Raw genomic sequence first — 18,870 nt, 5'->3', positions numbered from 1 at the left:
TTGCAATAAAGTGCCGCGTTGGATCGCGTTAACAAGGGATGTAATTAAGTAGCGGGGGATTTGTAAGTTGCGGATCAGCCGTTGGAACAGCCGTTGCCCATTACCCGGTATTCAAGGATGTGCTGGGTGCCTTGCGAGTCTTCATAGACCATCTGGGCCGGCACCACTTCGCAAACACTGGGGATTTCGCTCATGGAGATGACCTTGGCGATATCCAGCTCGGAAGAGTAGGAGTACTGTTCTACGGCGGGTTGCGGGTGTCCGGCGGGCATAGTTGCTTCATCCGCCAGGGCGGTTAAACACACACTGCTGAGGGCCAGAACTAACAACGCTTTCATTTCGTAATTACCTGTTTTTGGTCGAGTGGGATCACACAGCCCTTGTGGGGCTGCGTGTAAAACTTGATGAGTTAAGAGCGATTAAACATGCCTTCGTGGGGGCTGTAACTTGTATCAATCGCAGTGCCTTGGTTGGCGAGGTCAATTTTAGGCCCGGGCGCTACAGGCATAAAGAGGGGGTTTTGATAAAGACTGTTGACAGATTCTGCAACAATCGTCGAAAACAGACCCGGATTTGGTTTTTGGCAATTCCTGAATCAAAGGATAAAGCGCTGTAAGTACTGTGCTTGAGGCTTCGGCAGAGAAATCAGGGTTTTTCCGGGTATTTCTTACTACCAACGTCGAATGGATCTCATGCCCCGGCCCGGCTAAAACAGGGTCATAAAACAACAACTACAAACATCGAGGTATGAAACATGAGTGCCGCTTCCCTGTATCCCGTACGCCCTGAAGTAGCAGCCAATACGCTGACCGATGAGGCGACCTACAAGGCGATGTACCAGCAGTCCGTGGTCAATCCCGATGGCTTCTGGCGCGAGCAGGCTCAGCGTCTCGACTGGATCAAGCCGTTCACCACCGTCAAGCAGACCTCTTTCGACGACCACCATGTCGATATCAAATGGTTCGCCGACGGCACGCTTAACGTTTCCTACAACTGCCTGGATCGCCACCTTGCCGAGCGCGGCGATCAGGTTGCGATTATCTGGGAGGGCGATGATCCTTCCGAGCAGCGCAACATCACCTATCGCGAACTGCACGAAGAAGTGTGCAAGCTCGCCAACGCGTTGCGCGGTCAGGACGTTCACCGTGGCGACGTAGTAACTATCTATATGCCGATGGTGCCCGAAGCTGTGGTCGCCATGCTGGCCTGTACCCGGATCGGTGCCATTCACTCGGTGGTGTTCGGTGGCTTCTCGCCCGAGGCGCTGGCAGGACGCATCATCGACTGCAAGTCCAAGGTGGTGATTACTGCCGACGAGGGCGTGCGCGGCGGCAAGCGTACGGCGCTCAAGGCCAATGTCGATGTGGCACTGACCAACCCTGATACCTCGAGCGTGCAGAAAATCATCGTGTTCAAGCGTACCGGCGGCGATATCGCCTGGTACAAGCACCGAGACATCTGGTATCACGACTTGATGGCCGTGGCTTCCACCCACTGCGCGCCAAAAGAGATGGGCGCCGAAGAAGCGTTGTTCATCCTTTATACCTCCGGCTCCACCGGCAAGCCCAAAGGGGTGCAACACACCACGGGCGGTTATCTGCTGTATGCCGCGCTGACCCATGAACGCGTATTCGACTATCGTCCCGGCGAGGTCTACTGGTGCACGGCTGACGTCGGCTGGGTAACCGGTCACACCTATATCGTCTACGGCCCCCTGGCCAATGGCGCGACCACAGTGCTGTTCGAAGGCGTACCGAACTATCCGGACATCACCCGGGTGTCGAAAATTGTCGACAAGCACAAGGTCAACATCCTCTACACCGCGCCAACGGCCATTCGCGCCATGATGGCCGAAGGTCAGGCTGCGGTTAAGGATGCTGACGGTTCAAGCCTGCGTCTGCTGGGTTCGGTAGGTGAGCCGATCAACCCGGAAGCCTGGAACTGGTACTACACAACCGTGGGTAAAGAGCGTTGCCCTATCGTTGATACCTGGTGGCAGACCGAAACCGGTGCTTGCATGATGAGCCCGCTGCCGGGAGCCCATGCGCTGAAGCCGGGTTCTGCGGCGCGTCCATTCTTCGGTGTGGTGCCGGGGCTGGTGGACAACCTGGGCAACCTGATTGAAGGCGCGGCGGAAGGCAACCTGGTGATCCTGGATTCGTGGCCGGGTCAGGCACGCACCCTGTATGGCGATCACGACCGTTTTGTCGATACCTACTTCAAGACCTTCCGCGGCATGTACTTCACGGGTGACGGGGCCCGTCGCGACGAAGACGGTTACTACTGGATCACCGGCCGGGTGGACGATGTGCTTAACGTTTCTGGCCATCGCATGGGGACCGCCGAGATCGAAAGCGCGATGGTGGCTCACCCGAAAGTCGCCGAGGCGGCTGTTGTAGGCGTGCCCCACGACATCAAGGGGCAGGGCATTTATGTCTACGTCACCCTCAATGGCGGTGAAGCGCCAAGTGAAGAGCTGCGTCTGGAGTTGAAAAACTGGGTGCGTAAAGAGATAGGTCCGATTGCCTCGCCGGATGTCATCCAGTGGGCGCCAGGCTTGCCGAAAACCCGATCCGGCAAAATCATGCGCCGTATCCTGCGCAAGATCGCCACCGGTGAATATGACGGTCTGGGGGATATTTCCACCCTGGCCGACCCGGGTGTGGTGCAGCATTTGATCGAAACCCACAAGAGCATGAAGCAGGCATAAACCTTCTTTGCGCTCCCGAACCCCGCCCGGCATTGCCCGGCGGGGTTTTTATTTGGCGGCTGGCGGAGTTGGGGGTGCCTCGGGCAGTGTTACCGCAGGTGTAACCAGGCGCACAAAAACGGGGCCTTGCGACACCAAAAGCACCGTTTTAGAGCTGTTTTGACTCCCCTGAAAAATAAGATGAAACGCTACACTTGCCGGAATAGAAGGCTTTGCGAATAATAGGCCCGCTATTTGCAACTCACATAGGTTCTATGTCTTTTGCTCTTGCATGAATTCCAAGAGCTGTCAATGACTGGAGTCGCATTTCTCGATGCATCTGTAATTTGTTGTCGCATTGGAGAAATAACGGCTTGAAGCCTGTCGTTAGAATGCCGATCACTCGCTCGTCGTCGTTGTGCTGATATCAGTGCATCGCCAGTAGGACGTGGCGCCGCATTCCCGGTTTAACCTCCGCATCTTGGGCTAACGCTCATTCTGCATTTATTGCCCTTTACCGATGGAGTCCTAAGATGAAGAAACTCGTGCTTCTTGGCGCCCTGGCACTGTCCGTGCTGTCCCTGCAGGCTTTCGCTGATCAAAAACCGCTGAAAATCGGTATTGAAGCCGCTTATCCTCCGTTTGCCTCCAAGGCGCCGGATGGCAGCATCGTAGGTTTTGACTATGACATCGGTAATGCTCTGTGCGAGCAGATGCAGGTCAAGTGTGTGTGGGTCGAACAAGAATTCGACGGCCTGATTCCGGCGCTTAAAGTGCGCAAGATCGACGCCATCCTGTCCTCGATGTCGATTACCGAAGACCGCAAAAAGTCTGTCGACTTCACCAACAAGTACTACCTCACTCCGGCGCGTCTGGTGATGAAGGACGGTGCTGTGGTCAGCGACAGCCTTGACGAGCTCAAGGGCAAGAAAATCGGCGTGCAGCGCGGTTCGATTCACGACCGTTTCGCCAAGGAAGTCTTTGCACCCAAAGGCGCAACTGTCGTGCCTTACAGCTCGCAAAACGAAATCTACCTGGACATCGAAGCCGGTCGCCTTGATGGCACCGTGGCCGACGCCACCCTGCTCAATGACGGTTTCCTGAAAACCCCGGCTGGCAAAGGCTATGCCTTCGTAGGCCCGCAATTCACCGACGTCAAATACTTCGGTGACGGCGTGGGTATCGCGGTACGCAAGGGCGACAAAGAGCTCAAAGACAAGATCGACACCGCGATCACGGCTCTTCGTGACAACGGTAAATACAAGCAAATCCAGGACAAATACTTCGACTTCGATATTTACGGCCCAGAAGCCAAGTAAACCGTCGCAGCGGTAAGTCCGAAATGGCGCAAGCAACAGGATCTCTGAAGTTTGCGCCATTTTTTCATCCTAATTTTCGAGGACCTGAATCATGTTGAAAGGCTACGGGGCTGTCATCCTCGATGGCGCTTGGCTGACGCTTCAGCTCGCCTTGTCGTCCATGGCCCTGGCCATTGTTCTAGGTCTGATCGGTGTTTCCTTGCGCCTGTCGCCGGTGCGCTGGCTGGCCTGGTTGGGCGATCTGTATTCAACGGTTATCCGCGGGATACCCGATCTGGTGTTGATCCTGCTGATTTTCTATGGCGGTCAGAATTTGCTGAACAACGTTGCGCCGATGCTGGGCCATGACGATTACATTGACTTGAACCCTCTGGCTGCGGGTATCGGCACCCTGGGCTTTATTTTTGGTGCATACCTGTCCGAAACCTTTCGCGGGGCCTTCATGGCGATCCCCAAAGGTCAGGCCGAGGCGGGCATGGCTTATGGCATGAGCAGCTTTCAGGTGTTTTTCCGGGTATTGGTACCGCAGATGATTCGCCTGGCGATTCCGGGGTTCACCAATAACTGGCTGGTACTGACCAAGGCGACGGCCCTGATTTCGGTGGTCGGCTTGCAAGACATGATGTTCAAGGCCAAGCAGGCGGCGGATGCCACCCGCGAACCCTTTACTTTCTTTCTGGCCGTGGCGGCGATGTACCTGGTGCTGACCAGTGTTTCGCTGTTGGCGCTGCGACAACTTGAGAAACGCTACTCGGTAGGCGTAAAGGCGGCTGATCTATGATCTTCGACTACAACGTCATTTGGGACAGCATGCCGCTGTACCTGGATGGGCTGCTGGAAACCCTTAAACTGCTGGGCATCTCGCTGTTTTTCGGTTTGCTGGTGGCTGTGCCGCTGGGTTTGATGCGGGTCTCCAAGAAGTCCTGGGTCAACTTTCCGGCCTGGCTGTACACCTATGTGATTCGCGGTACGCCGATGCTGGTCCAGCTGTTTTTGATCTACTACGGTCTGGCTCAGTTCGAGGCCGTGCGTGACAGCTTCCTGTGGCCGCTACTGTCCAGTGCGACCTTCTGTGCCTGTCTGGCGTTTGCCATCAACACCAGTGCCTACACCGCCGAAATCATTGCCGGTAGCCTCAAGGCCACACCCAATGGCGAGATCGAGGCAGCAAAGGCCATGGGCATGTCGCGCTACAAAATGTATCGCCGTATTTTGCTGCCGTCGGCCATGCGCCGGGCACTGCCGCAATACAGCAACGAAGTGATCATGATGTTGCAGACCACCAGCCTGGCTTCCATCGTGACGCTGATCGACATCACAGGTGCGGCACGCACGGTCAACGCGCAGTACTACCTGCCGTTCGAGGCCTATATCACCGCCGGTGTGTTTTACCTGTGCCTGACGTTCATTCTGGTGCGCCTGTTCAAACTGGCCGAGCGCCGCTGGCTGGGCTACATGGCCCCGCGCAAGGCCTGACCATGGAACGTATCGATCATGTACTGCCGTGGAGCAGCCTGGGAACCGAGCGCCAGCTGACGGTGTTCCGTTTCGGTACCGGCGAGCGCAAGGCCTACATTCAGGCCAGCCTGCATGCTGATGAGCTGCCGGGCATGCGTTGCGCCTGGGAACTGAAAAAGCGCCTGACCGAGCTTGAGTTGCAGGGCGCCCTGAACGGCGTGATCGAACTGGTGCCTGTGGCCAATCCGCTGGGGTTGGGACAGTTGCTGCAAGGCAACCACCAGGGGCGTTTCGAGTCCGGCAGCGGCAAGAACTTCAACCGCGATTTCGTTGAGTTGAGTGCCCCCGTGGCAGCTGCGCTGCAAGGGTGTCTGGGGGATGATCCCCATGCCAATATCCGCCTGATCCGTCAGGCGATGCTTGATGTGCTGGAGCAATTGCCACCTGCTGCGAGCCAGTTGCAGGGCCTGCAGCGGGTGCTGTTGAGCCATGCCTGTAATGCGGACATCGTGCTCGACCTGCATTGCGATGCGGAAGCGGCGTTGCACATGTACGCCTTGCCCCAGCATTGGCCGCAGTGGCGCTCCCTGGCCGCGCATCTGAACATGCGGGTTGGATTATTGGCCGAAGACTCCGGCGGCAGCTCGTTCGATGAAGCCTGTTCGTTGCCGTGGTTGCGCTTGCAGCGCCAGTTCGCCGATGCACAGATTCCCCTGGCGTGCATGGCTACCACCCTGGAGCTGGGCGGGCAGTCCGATACCGGACGTCCAGAGGCCCAGGCGTATGCCGAAGCCATTCTGGCGTTTCTGGCCGAGCAAGGTTTGATTACCGGGGACTGGCCGGCCGCGCAGCACCCGGCGTGCGAAGGCATGCCGTTCGAAGGCACCGAACTGTTGTACGCACCGCACCCCGGTGTGGTGAGCTTTTTACGTCCGGCGGGCGCCTGGGTTGAAGCCGGCGAGCCGCTGTTTGAAGTGATTGATCCTTTATCTGACCGGGTCAGTACGGTATGCGCGGGTACGGCCGGCGTATTATTTGCCGTTGAGCGACTGCGTTATGCCCAACCCGGTTTCTGGCTGGCTAAAGTGGCGGGGCGTGAGCCTCTGCGTCACGGGCGCTTGCTCAACGACTGACTGTTTTTGTGAGAACCGACAACATGTACAAACTTGAAGTCCAAGATCTGCATAAACGCTATGGCAGTCACGAAGTGCTCAAAGGCGTTTCGCTGGCCGCCAAAGCAGGTGATGTGATCAGCATCATCGGTTCCAGTGGCTCTGGCAAAAGTACCTTTTTGCGGTGCATCAACCTGCTTGAGCAGCCCCATGCCGGCAAAATCCTGCTCAATGGCGAAGAACTCAAGCTGATTGCCAACAAGGACGGCGCGCTCAAGGCTGCTGATCCCAAGCAATTGCAGCGCATGCGTTCGCGACTGTCGATGGTGTTCCAGCATTTCAATCTGTGGTCGCATATGACTGCGCTGGAAAACATCATGGAAGCACCGGTGCATGTACTGGGCATGTCCAGGGCCGAGGCCCGGGAAAAGGCCGAGCATTACCTGAACAAAGTGGGTGTTTCCCATCGCAAGGACGCCTACCCGGGGCATATGTCCGGTGGCGAACAGCAGCGTGTGGCGATTGCCCGGGCGCTGGCGATGGAGCCTGAAGTCATGTTGTTCGACGAGCCGACTTCAGCCCTCGACCCGGAGCTGGTGGGTGATGTGCTGAAAGTGATGCAGGATCTGGCACTCGAAGGCCGGACCATGGTTGTGGTGACCCACGAAATGGGCTTTGCCCGTGAAGTGTCCAACCAGTTGGTGTTTTTGCACAAAGGCATTGTTGAAGAAAGCGGCGATCCGCGTGAAGTACTGGTAAACCCGCAATGCGAGCGTTTGCAGCAATTCCTGTCAGGCAGCTTGAAATAACTGCAGCTATAAGACTGCCTCTGTGCACCAAAATAGGTCATGCTCCGCGTCTCGCGCAGTTGGCCCAGGCTGAGTGTTGGCGCATTTGGTTTTCCTTCTGTTTTCGTTCCGGATAGCACGCTATGACCGCCCATCGAATTGGTTTCCTTATTTGGCCCAGCACCAAAGCCTTGACCCTGGCGCTGGCAGAGGAAGCGTTGCGTGTTGCTCAGCGCGTGCACCCCGAAGTCGTTTACGAGTTGCTGTTTTTACAGGCCGAACCGCCGGCAGAGGGCGCCTGGCAGTTGCCCGGTGAACCCTGGACGGGCAAGCTGGAAGGCTGCCAGAAACTGTTTTTGCTGGCTGACGAACCCCCGGCGACCATCGCGCCGGCCCTGAGCAGCGCACTCAAGCAATTGGTGCGCGCGGGCTGTGTGATTGGCGGGCTGTCGGCAGGGGTTTACCCGCTGGCGCAAATAGGTTTGCTCGATGGTTATCGTGCTGCCGTGCACTGGCGCTGGCAGGATGATTTCGCCGAGCGCTTCCCTAAGGTGATTGCCACCAGTCACTTGTTTGACTGGGACCGCGATCGCCTGAGTGCTTGCGGCGGCCTGTCGGTACTGGATCTGCTGCTTGCAGTGCTGGCCCGGGATCATGGTGCCGAGCTGGCGGGCGCGGTCTCCGAAGAGCTGGTGGTGGAGCGCATTCGTGAAGGCGGCGAGCGCCAGCGTATTCCTCTGCAAAACCGTCTGGGTTCGAGCCATCCCAAGCTGACCCAGGCCGTGCTGCTGATGGAAGCCAACATTGAAGAGCCGCTGACCACCGACGAAATTGCCCAGCATGTCTGCGTGTCTCGCCGGCAACTGGAGCGGATATTCAAGCAATACTTGAATCGTGTTCCGAGCCAGTACTATCTGGAGTTGCGTCTGAACAAGGCGCGTCAGATGCTGATGCAAACCAGCAAGTCGATTATTCAAATCGGCCTGTCGTGCGGCTTTTCATCGGGGCCGCATTTTTCCAGTGCCTATCGCAACTTCTTTGGCGCAACGCCTCGTGAAGATCGCAATCAGCGTCGCAGCAGCAGCCCGTTCGAATTGTCATCGGCGCCTGCCGAGCGCGGCTGAGAGTCAGCGGCCTGGTTTTGCCTGAGTGCGCCCCGCAACAGGATGAGCAATCAAAGTGCGTTGATGCTGCCGAAAAGTCGGCCCAGCGTTTAAACTGCGCCTTTGTGACGGAATATGTCGCATTGCCGCAAGCCTTGGAAAATCGTGGTAGGACGCTGTAAGAAGTTGTCGCTTGGCGACAAGGCTTGCCCCCCGCGTGTCCTTACAATCCCCCCATCGCTTGCCAGTTCAGGCAGGCGTTCCTCTTCAGGAGACTCCGATGTCCGTTGAGCAAGCCCCGGTGCAACGCGCCGATTTCGACCAGGTCATGGTTCCTAACTACGCACCTGCCGCCTTCATTCCTGTGCGCGGTGCCGGTTCCCGGGTTTGGGATCAGGCAGGTCGAGAACTGATCGACTTCGCAGGCGGCATCGCTGTTAACGTTCTGGGTCATGCACATCCGGCACTGGTCGGCGCGTTGACTGAACAGGCGAACACCCTGTGGCACGTATCCAACGTGTTCACCAACGAGCCGGCATTGCGCCTGGCCAAAAAGCTGGTGGACTCGACCTTCGCTGAGCGGGTGTTCTTCTGCAACTCGGGCGCAGAAGCCAACGAGGCCGCGTTCAAGCTGGCCCGTCGTGTGGCCCATGACCGTTTTGGCCCTGAGAAGTACGAAATCATCGCCGCCCTCAACAGCTTTCACGGACGCACACTGTTCACCGTGAACGTGGGTGGCCAGTCGAAGTACTCCGACGGCTTCGGTCCGAAAATCACCGGCATCACCCATGTCCCGTTCAACGATCTCGACGCTTTGAAAGCGGCCATTTCGGACAAGACCTGCGCGGTAGTGCTGGAGCCGATCCAGGGCGAAGGCGGTGTGCTCCCGGCCGAACAGGCTTACCTGCAAGGCGCGCGCGATTTGTGCGATCAACACAATGCATTGCTGGTGTTTGACGAAGTGCAAACCGGCATGGGCCGCACCGGCGAGTTGTTTGCCTATATGCATTACGGCGTGACCCCGGACATCCTCACCAGTGCCAAGAGCCTGGGTGGCGGTTTCCCGATCGCAGCCATGTTGACCACTGAAGCACTGGCCAAACACCTGGTTGTCGGCACTCATGGCACCACCTATGGCGGCAACCCGCTGGCGTGCGCCGTGGGCAACGCGGTGATCGACGTGATCAACACCCCTGAAGTGTTGAACGGTGTGAAAACCAGGCACGAGCAGTTCAAGACCCGCCTTGAGAAAATTGGCCAGCAATACGGCCTGTTCACGCAAGTACGTGGCATGGGCCTGTTGATTGGTTGTGTATTGAGCGATGCCTGGAAAGGCAAGGCCAAAGACATCTTCAACGCCTGTGAGAAAGAAAACCTGATGATTTTGCAGGCCGGTCCTGACGTGGTGCGTTTCGCCCCGAGTCTGGTGGTTGAAGAGGCCGATATCGAAGAAGGTCTGAACCGCTTCGAGCGTGCCGTGCAAAAGCTGACGCAGCCTGATCGTGATTTCAACGCCTGATTTTTCAGGCGTTGACCCTTTTATATGCTGAACCGCAACCCCTGCAGGAGCGAGCTTGCTCGCGAGCCATGCATCGCGATCCCATAAAGCTCGCTGCTGCAGGGGTTGCAGGTTCGGTATTTTCTTCTGTGTTGTTCAAGGATTAAGGAGTGACACCATGCTGGTGATGCGCCCCGCGCAAATGGCTGATCTGGGCGAAGTACAGCGTCTGGCTGCGGACAGCCCGATTGGTGTCACTTCATTGCCGGACGATATCGAGCGCCTGCGCGACAAGATCGCAGCCTCTGAAACCTCGTTTGCCGCTGAAGTCAGCTTCAACGGCGAGGAGAGTTATTTCTTCGTTCTCGAAGATACCGCCACCGGCAAACTGGTGGGCTGTTCGGCAATCGTGGCATCGGCCGGTTACTCGGAACCGTTCTACAGCTTTCGTAACGAGACCTTTGTACATGCCTCCCGCGAGCTGAAGATTCACAACAAGATTCACGTGTTGTCGCAGTGCCATGACCTCACTGGCAACAGTCTGCTGACCAGCTTCTATGTACTGCCTGAACTGGTGGGTTCGGCCTGGTCCGAGCTCAACTCCCGCGGGCGACTGCTGTTTGTGGCCAACCATCCGGAGCGCTTTGCCGATTCGGTGGTTACCGAGATCGTCGGTTACAGCGATGAAAACGGTGACTCGCCGTTCTGGGACGCCATTGGCCGCAACTTCTTCGACCTGAACTACGCCGCCGCCGAGCGCCTGTGCGGGCTTAAAAGCCGCACTTTCCTCGCCGAACTGATGCCGCACTACCCGATTTATGTGCCCTTGCTGCCCGACACCGCCCAGGAGGCCATGGGGCAAGTGCATCCGCGGGCGCAGATTACCTTCGACATCCTGATGCGCGAAGGCTTCGAAACCGATCACTACATCGATATTTTCGACGGTGGCCCGACCCTGCATGCACGGGTTTCGGGTATCCGTTCGATTGCTCAAAGCCGCGTGGTACCGGTCAAGATCGGGGAGCCAGGCAAAGGCGGCGGTCGCCAGTATCTGGTGGCCAACGCCCAGTTGCAGGATTACCGCGCGGTACTGCTGGAACTCGACTGGGCGCCGGGCAAACCGGTGATGCTGGATCTGGAAGCGGCCGAAGCACTCGGTGTTGGCGAAGGCGCCAGCGTACGAGTGGTGGCGGTTTAACGCGTTTAGCGAGTTTCGCGGGGTTCGTCAGCGAGCCCCGTTTGAGGAGATAGCATGATCGTTCGTCCTGTACGCAATAGCGATTTACCGGCCCTGATTGAGTTGGCCCGCAGCACTGGCACCGGCCTGACGACCTTGCCGGCCAATGAAGAACGCCTGCTGCACCGTGTCACCTGGGCTGAAAAAACCTTCCGTGGCGAAGCCGGGCGCGGCGACGCGGACTACCTGTTTGTGCTGGAAAACGACGAAGGCAAGGTGGTCGGCATTTCTGCCATTGCCGGCGCGGTAGGCCTGCGCGAGCCCTGGTACAACTTCCGGGTGGGCCTGACGGTCAGCGCCTCCCAGGAGCTGAATATCTATCGGGAAATCCCGACCCTGTTTCTGGCCAACGATCTGACCGGCAACTCTGAATTGTGCTCCCTGTTCCTCAGCGCCGATTATCGCACCGGCTTCAACGGCCGCATGCTGGCCAAGGCGCGGATGCTGTTTATCGCCGAGTTTCCCGAGCTGTTCGGCAACAAGATCATTGCCGAAATGCGCGGTATGTCCGACGAAGCGGGCCGCTCGCCGTTCTGGGAAAGCCTGGGCCGGCACTTCTTCAAAATGGAGTTCAGTCAGGCCGATTACCTGACCGGCGTCGGCAACAAGGCCTTCATCGCCGAGTTGATGCCCAAGTTCCCGGTATACACCTGCTTCCTGTCTGAAGACGCTCGCGCCGTGATCGGCAAAGTGCATGTTCACACCGAGCCGGCGCTGAACATGCTCAAAAGCGAAGGCTTCAGCTACCAGGGCTATGTCGATATTTTCGACGCCGGCCCGGCAGTGGAGTGCGAAACCAGCAAGATCCGTGCTGTGCGCGACAGTGAAGCGCTGGTGCTGGCCATCGGCACCCCGGGTGACGATGCCACGCCTTACCTGATCCACAACCGCAAGCGCGAAGACTGCCGTATTACCGCGGCACCGGCACGTCTTGCTGCAGGCACGCTGGTGGTTGATCAATTGACCGCCAGACGTCTGCAACTGACTGCCGGCGATCAAGTCCGCGCAGTGGCATTGTCCGCCCAGCCAGTGACCCCACGGGAGTCGAAATAATGAGCACGTTGTATATCGCAGGCGCCTGGCAGAACGGGCAGGGCGAAGCCTTTGAGTCGCTGAATCCGGTCACCCAGCAAGTGCTGTGGACGGGTAACGGGGCCAATGCGGCCCAGGTCGATGCTGCCGTGCAGGCGGCGCGTCAGGCTTTTCCGGGCTGGGCCACACGTTCTTTCGAGGAGCGCCTGGGCGTACTCGAAGCGTTCGCTGCCAGTCTCAAGGGCCGCGCCGATGAGCTGGCGCGCTGCATCGGCGAAGAAACCGGCAAACCCCTGTGGGAGTCGGCCACCGAAGTCACCAGCATGATCAACAAGGTGGCAATCTCGGTACAAAGCTATCGCGAGCGCACGGGCGAGAAGAGCGGCCCGCTGGGCGATGCCACTGCCGTATTGCGCCACAAGCCCCACGGCGTGGTCGCGGTGTTTGGTCCGTATAACTTTCCGGGCCATTTGCCCAACGGGCATATCGTCCCGGCTTTGCTGGCCGGTAACAGCGTGGTATTCAAACCCAGCGAACTGACCCCCGGGGTTGCCGAGCTGACGGTCAAGTGCTGGATCGAAGCCGGCTTGCCGGCGGGTGTGTTGAACCTGCTGCAGGGTGCGCGCGAAACCGGTATCGCACTGGCGGCCCATACGGGCATCGACGGCTTGTTCTTCACTGGCTCGAGCCGTACCGGTAACGCGCTGCATCAGCAGTTCGCCGGTCGCCCGGACAAAATCCTGGCCCTGGAAATGGGCGGCAACAACCCGCTGGTGGTCGATCAGGTGGCCGATCTGGACGCTGCGGTCTACACCATCATTCAGTCGGCCTTTATCTCGGCCGGGCAGCGTTGCACATGCGCCCGGCGCTTGCTGGTGCCGCAAGGGGCGTGGGGCGACAGTCTGTTGACGCGCCTGGTCGAAGTCAGCCAGAGCATCGAAGTGGGGGCTTTTGATCAGCAGCCGCCACCGTTCATGGGCTCGGTGATTTCGTTGGGTGCCGCGCGCGCCCTCATGGATGCTCAGGAAGTATTGCTGGGCTCTGGGGCTGTGGCTCTGCTGGAGATGACTCAGCCGCAGAGCAATGCCGCGTTGCTGACTCCGGGCATTATCGACGTCACTGAAGTCAGTGAACGATCCGACGAAGAGCTGTTCGGACCGTTGCTGCAAGTGATTCGCTACAGCGGTTTCGACGAAGCGATTGCCGAGGCCAACAACACCGCGTTTGGCCTGGCAGCAGGGCTGCTGTCGGACTCCGAAGCGCGTTATCAGCAGTTCTGGCTGCAAAGCCGGGCCGGGATCGTTAACTGGAACAAGCAGCTGACCGGCGCGGCCAGCAGCGCACCGTTTGGCGGTATCGGGGCGTCGGGCAACCATCGCGCCAGTGCCTATTACGCCGCTGACTATTGCGCGTACCCGGTTGCTTCTCTGGAGACGCCGACCCTGGCGTTGCCGGCGGCGTTGACCCCCGGTGTGCGAATGTCCTAAAGCGCCGATTCCTGTGGGAGCTGGTTTGCCAGCGATTGAGGCAGCGTGGTCCGTTCGATACCCCGCGTCGCCTGCATCGCTGGCAAGCCGGCTCCAGGATCAGGGCCTGTTTGCCTCAGAATTTTGATTCATGCCAATTACAACCGTTTGCCGGAGCCTCGCCGATGAAGTCCTTTGAAGTCAATTTTGACGGTTTAGTGGGGCCGACCCATAACTACGGCGGTCTGTCGTTTGGCAACGTCGCCTCCCAGAGCAACAGTCAGCAGGCCTCCAATCCAAAGGAAGCCGCGCTGCAGGGTCTGGAAAAAATGAAAGCGCTGATGGACATGGGCTTTGTCCAGGGGGTTTTGGCGCCTCAGGAACGTCCGGATGTCGGCGCTTTGCGCAGCCTGGGCTTTAGCGGCAGCGATGCGCAGGTCATCCAGCGCGCCGCGAAGCAAGCAATGCCCTTGCTGGTCGCCAGTTGTTCGGCGTCGAGCATGTGGGTGGCCAACGCGGCCACGGTCAGCCCGGGCGCGGATACGGCAGACGGCCGCGTGCACTTTACGGCTGCCAACCTCAATTGCAAATTTCACCGCAGCATCGAGCATCCGACCACCAGCCGTGTACTGGGGGCGATGTTTGCTGATCCGCAGCATTTTGCGCACCACGGGGCATTGCCGGCGGTGGCTCAGTTTGGTGATGAAGGTGCGGCCAACCACACGCGGTTTTGCCGGGATTATGGCCAGCCGGGGGTAGAGTTTTTTGTATACGGGCGCAGTGCGTTCGACAGCCGCTACCCGGCGCCGCAAAAATATCCGGCGCGCCAGACCCTTGAAGCTTCGCAAGCCGTGGCGCGTCTGCACGGCCTGAGTGAAGAGGGGGTAGTGTTTGCCCAGCAGAACCCTGACGTGATCGATCAAGGGGTGTTTCACAACGACGTGATCGCTGTCGGTAATGGCGAGTTGTTGTTCCATCACCAGGATGCGTTTCTCAACACCGAGCAGATGCTGGCCGAGCTGCACGCCAAGCTGGCGGCACGTGGTGGCAACTTCCAGTCGATCAGCGTGCCCCGTGATCAGGTAGCAGTGGAAGATGCAGTGCGCTCTTATCTGTTTAACAGCCAGTTGCTGAGTCGTGCTGACGGCTCGATGCTGTTGATCGTGCCCGAAGAGTGCCGCAGCAACCCCCGTGTGTGGCAGTACCTGCAAGGGCTGACGGCGGCGGGCGGACCGATTCGCGAGGTCAAGGTGTTCGACCTCAAGCAAAGCATGCAGAACGGTGGCGGCCCGGCGTGCCTGCGGCTGCGGGTCGCACTTAATGAAACTGAGCTGGCGGCGGTCAATCCCGGGGTTATCATGACCCCTGCGCTGTACGACACGCTGACCCGTTGGGTCAACAAGCACTACCGCGATGCCTTGCGCGAAAGCGATCTGGCAGACCCGCAATTGTTGCTTGAATGCCGGACGGCACTGGATGAACTGACGCAAATCCTTAAACTGGGCGCGGTTTACCCGTTCCAGATCAATTGAACACGTGCGTGCCCGGGGTTTTATCGCCCCGGGCACGCAACGTCACCCGCAAATGAGAGCTAAATAATGACCGATACCCTGAAGCTGATCCTTGAAGATACCGACGGCACCCAGCTGGAAACCTCCTGCACCCGCGTCGCTGTCATGTGGCAGGGCAAGGAACTGTGGATTCAGCAAGACGGCCGTGGCCAGTTGCTGATCGGTGTGGACGTTGAGGAAGGCGATGCCGAATACGCCAACCTGTTGCTGCGCCCATTGGCGACTAACCTTGTAAGCCTGCAACTGGAAATGGAACCGGCTGACCTGGGCGACGACGAAGACGGTCACGTTCACGGCCCAGACTGCAACCACTGATAAAGGATGCTCTATGCTCGCCCTCGGCAAACTGCTTGAACTGACCCTGGCCGGACGTGAACCGGCCGAGAAGACTCAACTGACTGTCGACGGCGTGCGGATGCGCTGGCTGGCCGAGGGGGCACTTGAAGTGCGCCCTCCTGAAGGTCGCGACGATGGTATGGATCTGCTGTTGTCGGCCGGCATCCACGGCAATGAAACAGCGCCTATCGAGTTGCTCGATCGCCTGTTGAATGACATTGCCCGGGGCGACATCAAGCCCCGAACCCGAATTCTGTTCCTGTTCGGCAACCCTGGTGCCATGCGCACCGGAGCGCGGTTTGTCGAAGAGGACCTGAACCGGCTGTTCAACGGTCGGCACGAGAACAGCAGCGGCCCAGAAGCCTTGCGTGCGTGCGAACTTGAACATCTGGCCGAAACATTTTTCAGCCTTCCTGAACGTACCCGCCTTCATTACGACCTGCACACCGCCATTCGCGGTTCGAAGATCGAGCAGTTCGCGCTCTATCCCTACAAAGAAGGTCGGGTCCATTCCCGTGACGAGCTGGCCCGCCTGCGTGCTGCCGGTATGGAAGCGGTCCTGCTGCAGAACAAGCCTTCAATCGTCTTCAGTGCCTACACCTACGAGCAGCTGGGCGCTGAAGCCTTTACCCTGGAGCTGGGCAAGGCACGACCTTTCGGGCAGAACGACGGGGTTAACGTCGAGCGTCTTGAGTTGCGTTTGAAGCAGATCATCGAGGGCACCGAACCGCCCCTGGCTGATGCTTCGCTGGAAGGTCTGCAGCTGTTCAGCGTGGCTCGCGAAGTGATCAAGCACAGTGATGCCTTCGTCCTGCACTTGCCGGCGGATGTCGAGAATTTCTGCGAATTGCCCAAGGGCTATTTGCTGGCGCAAGACACGCCCAGGACGCACTGGATCGTCGAAGAGGAGGGTGCGCGGATCATCTTCCCCAATCCAAAGGTGAAGAATGGTTTGCGGGCCGGGATGATTATCGAGCCGGCGAAGGCGGCGGTGCTCGTTTAGCTATAGGCGCGGGCTTGTCTCGCGATGCGCTCGATGGCGCCGTGTTTATCGGGTAAACACGGCGCCATCGTCAACAGTCATCGCGATTGACCTGAATTACACCGCGCGTTTTTGCTGGGTATCCATACGCTTGATAGCGCGAATTTTCTGCAGGGTATCGACGCAGGTTTTTGCCGCTTCCTGGCCTTTGTGCACGAAGTGCTCGAAGAAAAACTTCTGGTGTTCTTCGCCTGCGTGGAAGTGATGCGGGGTCAGGCTGACCGAGAACACCGGAACTTCGGTTTCCAGTTGAACCTGCATCAGGCCGCTGACCACTGACTGGGCGACGAAGTCGTGGCGATAGATGCCGCCGTCGACAACCAGGGCTGCGCCGACGATACCGGCATAGCGGCCAGTCTTGGCCAGCAGTTTGGCGTGCAGCGGGATTTCAAACGCACCGCCGACTTCAAAGAAATCGATGTCGCTTTCCTGATAACCCTGCACCAGCATTTCGGCGAGGAAACCTTTACGGCTCTGGTCGACGATCTCTTTGTGCCAGCTGGCCTGGATAAACGCTACACGCTCGTTGTGGTGAATTGCGGTGGGTTGCATGTTCTGACTCCTGTTTGTGTGAAAAACAGGGCATATGAATCGAATGGGATTTAAGGGTGCGCTCCGGTGGGCTGTACGCGGCAATAAAGCAGCAGTACAAGCCCGCCGGGTTGACGGCCCTTTGGCGCCAATCCCGTTCTCTCTTCATCCGGACTATGACCGTCGGCCCCGGGATCACACCGGGTCTGCTGACCTTGGCCGGTCATCAGCCAAAGCTGAAGGACCTGCCAAGCGCTCGCGGGCTATGCGCATTGCGCGCAATTACCGCCGGTGGGGAGTTGCACCCCGCCCTGAGAACGTTGCCGCCAGCCTTTCTGGCGGCGGGCATTTTGTATCACATATGTTTTAAATATGCATTGCTGCTTTTTGCTAATAGTCATCGATTTTGCAGATTGTTTTATTTGTCCATTGTCAGGTTACGCCTTGAATATGGCGGGGTTGCCCGCAGTACTCTTGTTAGCAAGGGAGGTCCCCGATTAGCATCAAGTGCTGATCCCCCCATTGCCGAGGCTTGTTCAATGACTGTTATCGATCTTCGTAGTGACACCGTGACCCAACCCAGCCGCGGCATGCGCGAGGCCATGGCGAATGCGCCACTGGGCGACGATGTGTATGGCGAAGATCCCATGGTGAACAAGCTGGAGTGGGAGCTGGCCTCAAGACTGGGCTTTGCCGCGGCACTGTTCGTGCCCACGGGCACCATGAGCAACCTGCTGGCGCTGATGGCCCATTGTGGGCGCGGCGATGAATACATCGTCGGGCAGCAGGCCCACACCTACAAGTATGAAGGTGGCGGTGCGGCGGTATTGGGCTCCATCCAGCCGCAGCCGCTGGAGGTACAGGCGGATGGTTCGCTGGACCTGGATCAGGTCGCGGCAGCGATCAAGCCTGATGACTTTCACTTTGCACGCACCCGCTTGCTGGCGCTGGAAAACACCATGCAGGGTAAAGTCCTGCCACTGGAGTATCTGGCTGCGGCAAGCCGTCTTACCCGTGAGCACGGGCTGGGCCTGCATCTCGATGGTGCGCGGCTGTACAACGCTGCCGTCAGGCTGGGGGTGGATGCGGCGGATATCACCCGGCATTTCGATTCGGTGTCGGTATGCCTGTCCAAAGGGTTGGGCGCGCCAGTGGGCTCGGTGCTGTGCGGTACTGTGGACTTGATCGGCAAGGCCCGGCGTTTGCGCAAGATGGTCGGCGGCGGCATGCGCCAGGCCGGTCAGCTGGCGGCTGCGGGGCTTTACGCGCTGGACCATCAGGTTGAGCGCCTGGCCGATGACCATGAGCACGCCCGGCTGCTGGCCGATGGCTTGCGTGCTGGCGGCTATGAAGTTGAGCCGGTCCAGACCAACATGGTTTATGCGCAACTGGGTGAGCGGGCGCAAGCGCTCAAGATATTTGCCGGTGAACGTGGTATCAAACTGAGTGCCGCACCGCGTCTGCGAATGGTCACGCACATGGATGTCAGTCGCCAGCAGATTGAGCAGGTAATCTCGGTTTTAACTGAATTTAACCAACAATGAGTGTGCAGGCCGTCCAATTGCCTGCGCCTATCGTATAAACACGCTGTACCCAAGGCGAAGGGCCGATATAATGCGGCCCTTTGCGAGTCGCACTGTCGATGGACGTGATTGACTTGCCTCTGGCCGCAGCCTCCGTGGAAGAAC

General features: G+C 58.6%; 17 protein-coding genes and 1 riboswitch. Of the genes, 15 read left to right on the top strand and 2 right to left on the bottom strand.

All coding sequences use genetic code 11. The annotated features are described in order from the left end of the window. Positions 1-74: 74 nt before the first annotated feature. On the bottom strand, positions 75-338 hold the full coding sequence (locus EQV90_RS10500) for a DUF2790 domain-containing protein (protein ID WP_003440846.1): 264 nt from the start codon (positions 336-338) through the stop codon (positions 75-77). A 416-nt stretch (positions 339-754) separates the two neighbouring features. On the opposite strand from EQV90_RS10500, the gene acs reads away from it, so the two are divergent. The 14 genes from acs (at position 755) to astE (ending at position 16,612) form a co-directional block, all read left to right on the top strand. Continuing rightward, positions 755-2,710: an acetate--CoA ligase gene (acs, locus tag EQV90_RS10495; RefSeq protein WP_010655912.1), complete on the top strand. Its 1,956-nt coding sequence runs from the start codon at positions 755-757 to the stop codon at positions 2,708-2,710. 512 nt (positions 2,711-3,222) lie between these two features. After that, positions 3,223-4,008 carry an ABC transporter substrate-binding protein gene (locus tag EQV90_RS10490; RefSeq protein WP_003440850.1) on the top strand — a complete coding sequence of 262 codons (786 nt, stop codon included), beginning with the start codon at positions 3,223-3,225 and terminating at the stop codon, positions 4,006-4,008. Between the two features lie 91 nt (positions 4,009-4,099). Continuing rightward, complete coding sequence (locus EQV90_RS10485) at positions 4,100-4,789, top strand: ABC transporter permease (RefSeq protein ID WP_003440853.1); 690 nt, start codon at positions 4,100-4,102, stop codon at positions 4,787-4,789. Beyond that, the gene (locus tag EQV90_RS10480) at positions 4,786-5,484 is read left to right on the top strand and encodes an ABC transporter permease (protein ID WP_203008011.1); all 699 of its coding nucleotides are present in this window, start codon (positions 4,786-4,788) and stop codon (positions 5,482-5,484) included. Before EQV90_RS10485 ends, EQV90_RS10480 begins: the two co-directional genes overlap by 4 nt. A gap of 2 nt (positions 5,485-5,486) precedes the next feature. Then, a complete protein-coding gene (locus EQV90_RS10475; protein ID WP_202210960.1) occupies positions 5,487-6,599 on the top strand; it encodes a succinylglutamate desuccinylase/aspartoacylase family protein in 1,113 nt (370 codons plus the stop codon). Positions 6,600-6,622: 23 nt separating this feature from the next. Further along, positions 6,623-7,387, top strand: coding sequence for an ATP-binding cassette domain-containing protein (locus EQV90_RS10470; protein WP_003440860.1), 765 nt, complete (start codon positions 6,623-6,625; stop codon positions 7,385-7,387). A 122-nt stretch (positions 7,388-7,509) separates the two neighbouring features. Beyond that, the gene (gene argR / locus EQV90_RS10465; RefSeq protein WP_003440864.1) at positions 7,510-8,490 is read left to right on the top strand and encodes a transcriptional regulator ArgR; all 981 of its coding nucleotides are present in this window, start codon (positions 7,510-7,512) and stop codon (positions 8,488-8,490) included. Positions 8,491-8,749: 259 nt separating this feature from the next. Continuing rightward, a complete protein-coding gene (locus tag EQV90_RS10460) occupies positions 8,750-9,988 on the top strand; it encodes an aspartate aminotransferase family protein (RefSeq protein WP_240878071.1) in 1,239 nt (412 codons plus the stop codon). Between the two features lie 157 nt (positions 9,989-10,145). Beyond that, a complete protein-coding gene (gene aruF / locus EQV90_RS10455) occupies positions 10,146-11,165 on the top strand; it encodes an arginine/ornithine succinyltransferase subunit alpha (protein ID WP_010655909.1) in 1,020 nt (339 codons plus the stop codon). Positions 11,166-11,219: 54 nt separating this feature from the next. Next, positions 11,220-12,257: an arginine N-succinyltransferase gene (astA, locus tag EQV90_RS10450; RefSeq protein ID WP_003440872.1), complete on the top strand. Its 1,038-nt coding sequence runs from the start codon at positions 11,220-11,222 to the stop codon at positions 12,255-12,257. After that, positions 12,254-13,723, top strand: a complete 1,470-nt coding sequence (gene astD / locus EQV90_RS10445) for a succinylglutamate-semialdehyde dehydrogenase (RefSeq protein ID WP_240878078.1) — start codon at positions 12,254-12,256, stop codon at positions 13,721-13,723. The genes astA and astD overlap by 4 nt, the downstream gene beginning before the upstream one ends. A gap of 164 nt (positions 13,724-13,887) precedes the next feature. After that, a complete protein-coding gene (astB, locus tag EQV90_RS10440; RefSeq protein ID WP_010655907.1) occupies positions 13,888-15,234 on the top strand; it encodes an N-succinylarginine dihydrolase in 1,347 nt (448 codons plus the stop codon). 66 nt (positions 15,235-15,300) lie between these two features. Further along, the gene (locus EQV90_RS10435; protein ID WP_003440880.1) at positions 15,301-15,588 is read left to right on the top strand and encodes a hypothetical protein; all 288 of its coding nucleotides are present in this window, start codon (positions 15,301-15,303) and stop codon (positions 15,586-15,588) included. Between the two features lie 13 nt (positions 15,589-15,601). Beyond that, complete coding sequence (gene astE, locus EQV90_RS10430) at positions 15,602-16,612, top strand: succinylglutamate desuccinylase (RefSeq protein WP_240878070.1); 1,011 nt, start codon at positions 15,602-15,604, stop codon at positions 16,610-16,612. A gap of 96 nt (positions 16,613-16,708) precedes the next feature. Here astE and EQV90_RS10425 read toward each other — a convergent pair whose 3' ends face one another. Then, positions 16,709-17,203 (bottom strand): 6,7-dimethyl-8-ribityllumazine synthase, encoded by a 495-nt coding sequence (locus EQV90_RS10425; protein ID WP_010655905.1) that lies wholly within the window; start codon positions 17,201-17,203, stop codon positions 16,709-16,711. Between the two features lie 131 nt (positions 17,204-17,334). Then, positions 17,335-17,505: riboswitch (FMN riboswitch) on the bottom strand. Positions 17,506-17,721: 216 nt separating this feature from the next. On the opposite strand from EQV90_RS10425, the gene ltaE reads away from it, so the two are divergent. Then, positions 17,722-18,726, top strand: a complete 1,005-nt coding sequence (ltaE, locus tag EQV90_RS10420) for a low-specificity L-threonine aldolase (RefSeq protein ID WP_003440889.1) — start codon at positions 17,722-17,724, stop codon at positions 18,724-18,726. Positions 18,727-18,870: the final 144 nt, after the last annotated feature.

The organism is Pseudomonas sp. TMW22089, from assembly GCF_022496645.1.
GTDB classification, from domain to species: domain Bacteria; phylum Pseudomonadota; class Gammaproteobacteria; order Pseudomonadales; family Pseudomonadaceae; genus Aquipseudomonas; species Aquipseudomonas paraversuta.
Note: the sequence above shows the minus strand (reverse complement) of the source record. Positions and strands in the feature narration are given on the sequence as shown.

Bases quoted from the DNA above. Each gene is read 5' to 3' on its own strand.
- aruF (WP_010655909.1), top strand. From the start codon at position 10,146: ATGCTGGTGATGCGCCCCGCGCAAATGGCTGATCTGGGCGAAGTACAG.
- ltaE (WP_003440889.1), top strand. From the start codon at position 17,722: ATGACTGTTATCGATCTTCGTAGTGACACCGTGACCCAACCCAGCCGC.
- EQV90_RS10480 (WP_203008011.1), top strand. From the start codon at position 4,786: ATGATCTTCGACTACAACGTCATTTGGGACAGCATGCCGCTGTACCTG.
- EQV90_RS10460 (WP_240878071.1), top strand. From the start codon at position 8,750: ATGTCCGTTGAGCAAGCCCCGGTGCAACGCGCCGATTTCGACCAGGTC.
- EQV90_RS10485 (WP_003440853.1), top strand. From the start codon at position 4,100: ATGTTGAAAGGCTACGGGGCTGTCATCCTCGATGGCGCTTGGCTGACG.
- astA (WP_003440872.1), top strand. From the start codon at position 11,220: ATGATCGTTCGTCCTGTACGCAATAGCGATTTACCGGCCCTGATTGAG.
- EQV90_RS10435 (WP_003440880.1), top strand. From the start codon at position 15,301: ATGACCGATACCCTGAAGCTGATCCTTGAAGATACCGACGGCACCCAG.
- EQV90_RS10425 (WP_010655905.1), bottom strand. From the start codon at position 17,203: ATGCAACCCACCGCAATTCACCACAACGAGCGTGTAGCGTTTATCCAG.
- argR (WP_003440864.1), top strand. From the start codon at position 7,510: ATGACCGCCCATCGAATTGGTTTCCTTATTTGGCCCAGCACCAAAGCC.
- EQV90_RS10500 (WP_003440846.1), bottom strand. From the start codon at position 338: ATGAAAGCGTTGTTAGTTCTGGCCCTCAGCAGTGTGTGTTTAACCGCC.
- EQV90_RS10475 (WP_202210960.1), top strand. From the start codon at position 5,487: ATGGAACGTATCGATCATGTACTGCCGTGGAGCAGCCTGGGAACCGAG.
- astE (WP_240878070.1), top strand. From the start codon at position 15,602: ATGCTCGCCCTCGGCAAACTGCTTGAACTGACCCTGGCCGGACGTGAA.
- acs (WP_010655912.1), top strand. From the start codon at position 755: ATGAGTGCCGCTTCCCTGTATCCCGTACGCCCTGAAGTAGCAGCCAAT.
- EQV90_RS10490 (WP_003440850.1), top strand. From the start codon at position 3,223: ATGAAGAAACTCGTGCTTCTTGGCGCCCTGGCACTGTCCGTGCTGTCC.
- EQV90_RS10470 (WP_003440860.1), top strand. From the start codon at position 6,623: ATGTACAAACTTGAAGTCCAAGATCTGCATAAACGCTATGGCAGTCAC.
- astB (WP_010655907.1), top strand. From the start codon at position 13,888: ATGAAGTCCTTTGAAGTCAATTTTGACGGTTTAGTGGGGCCGACCCAT.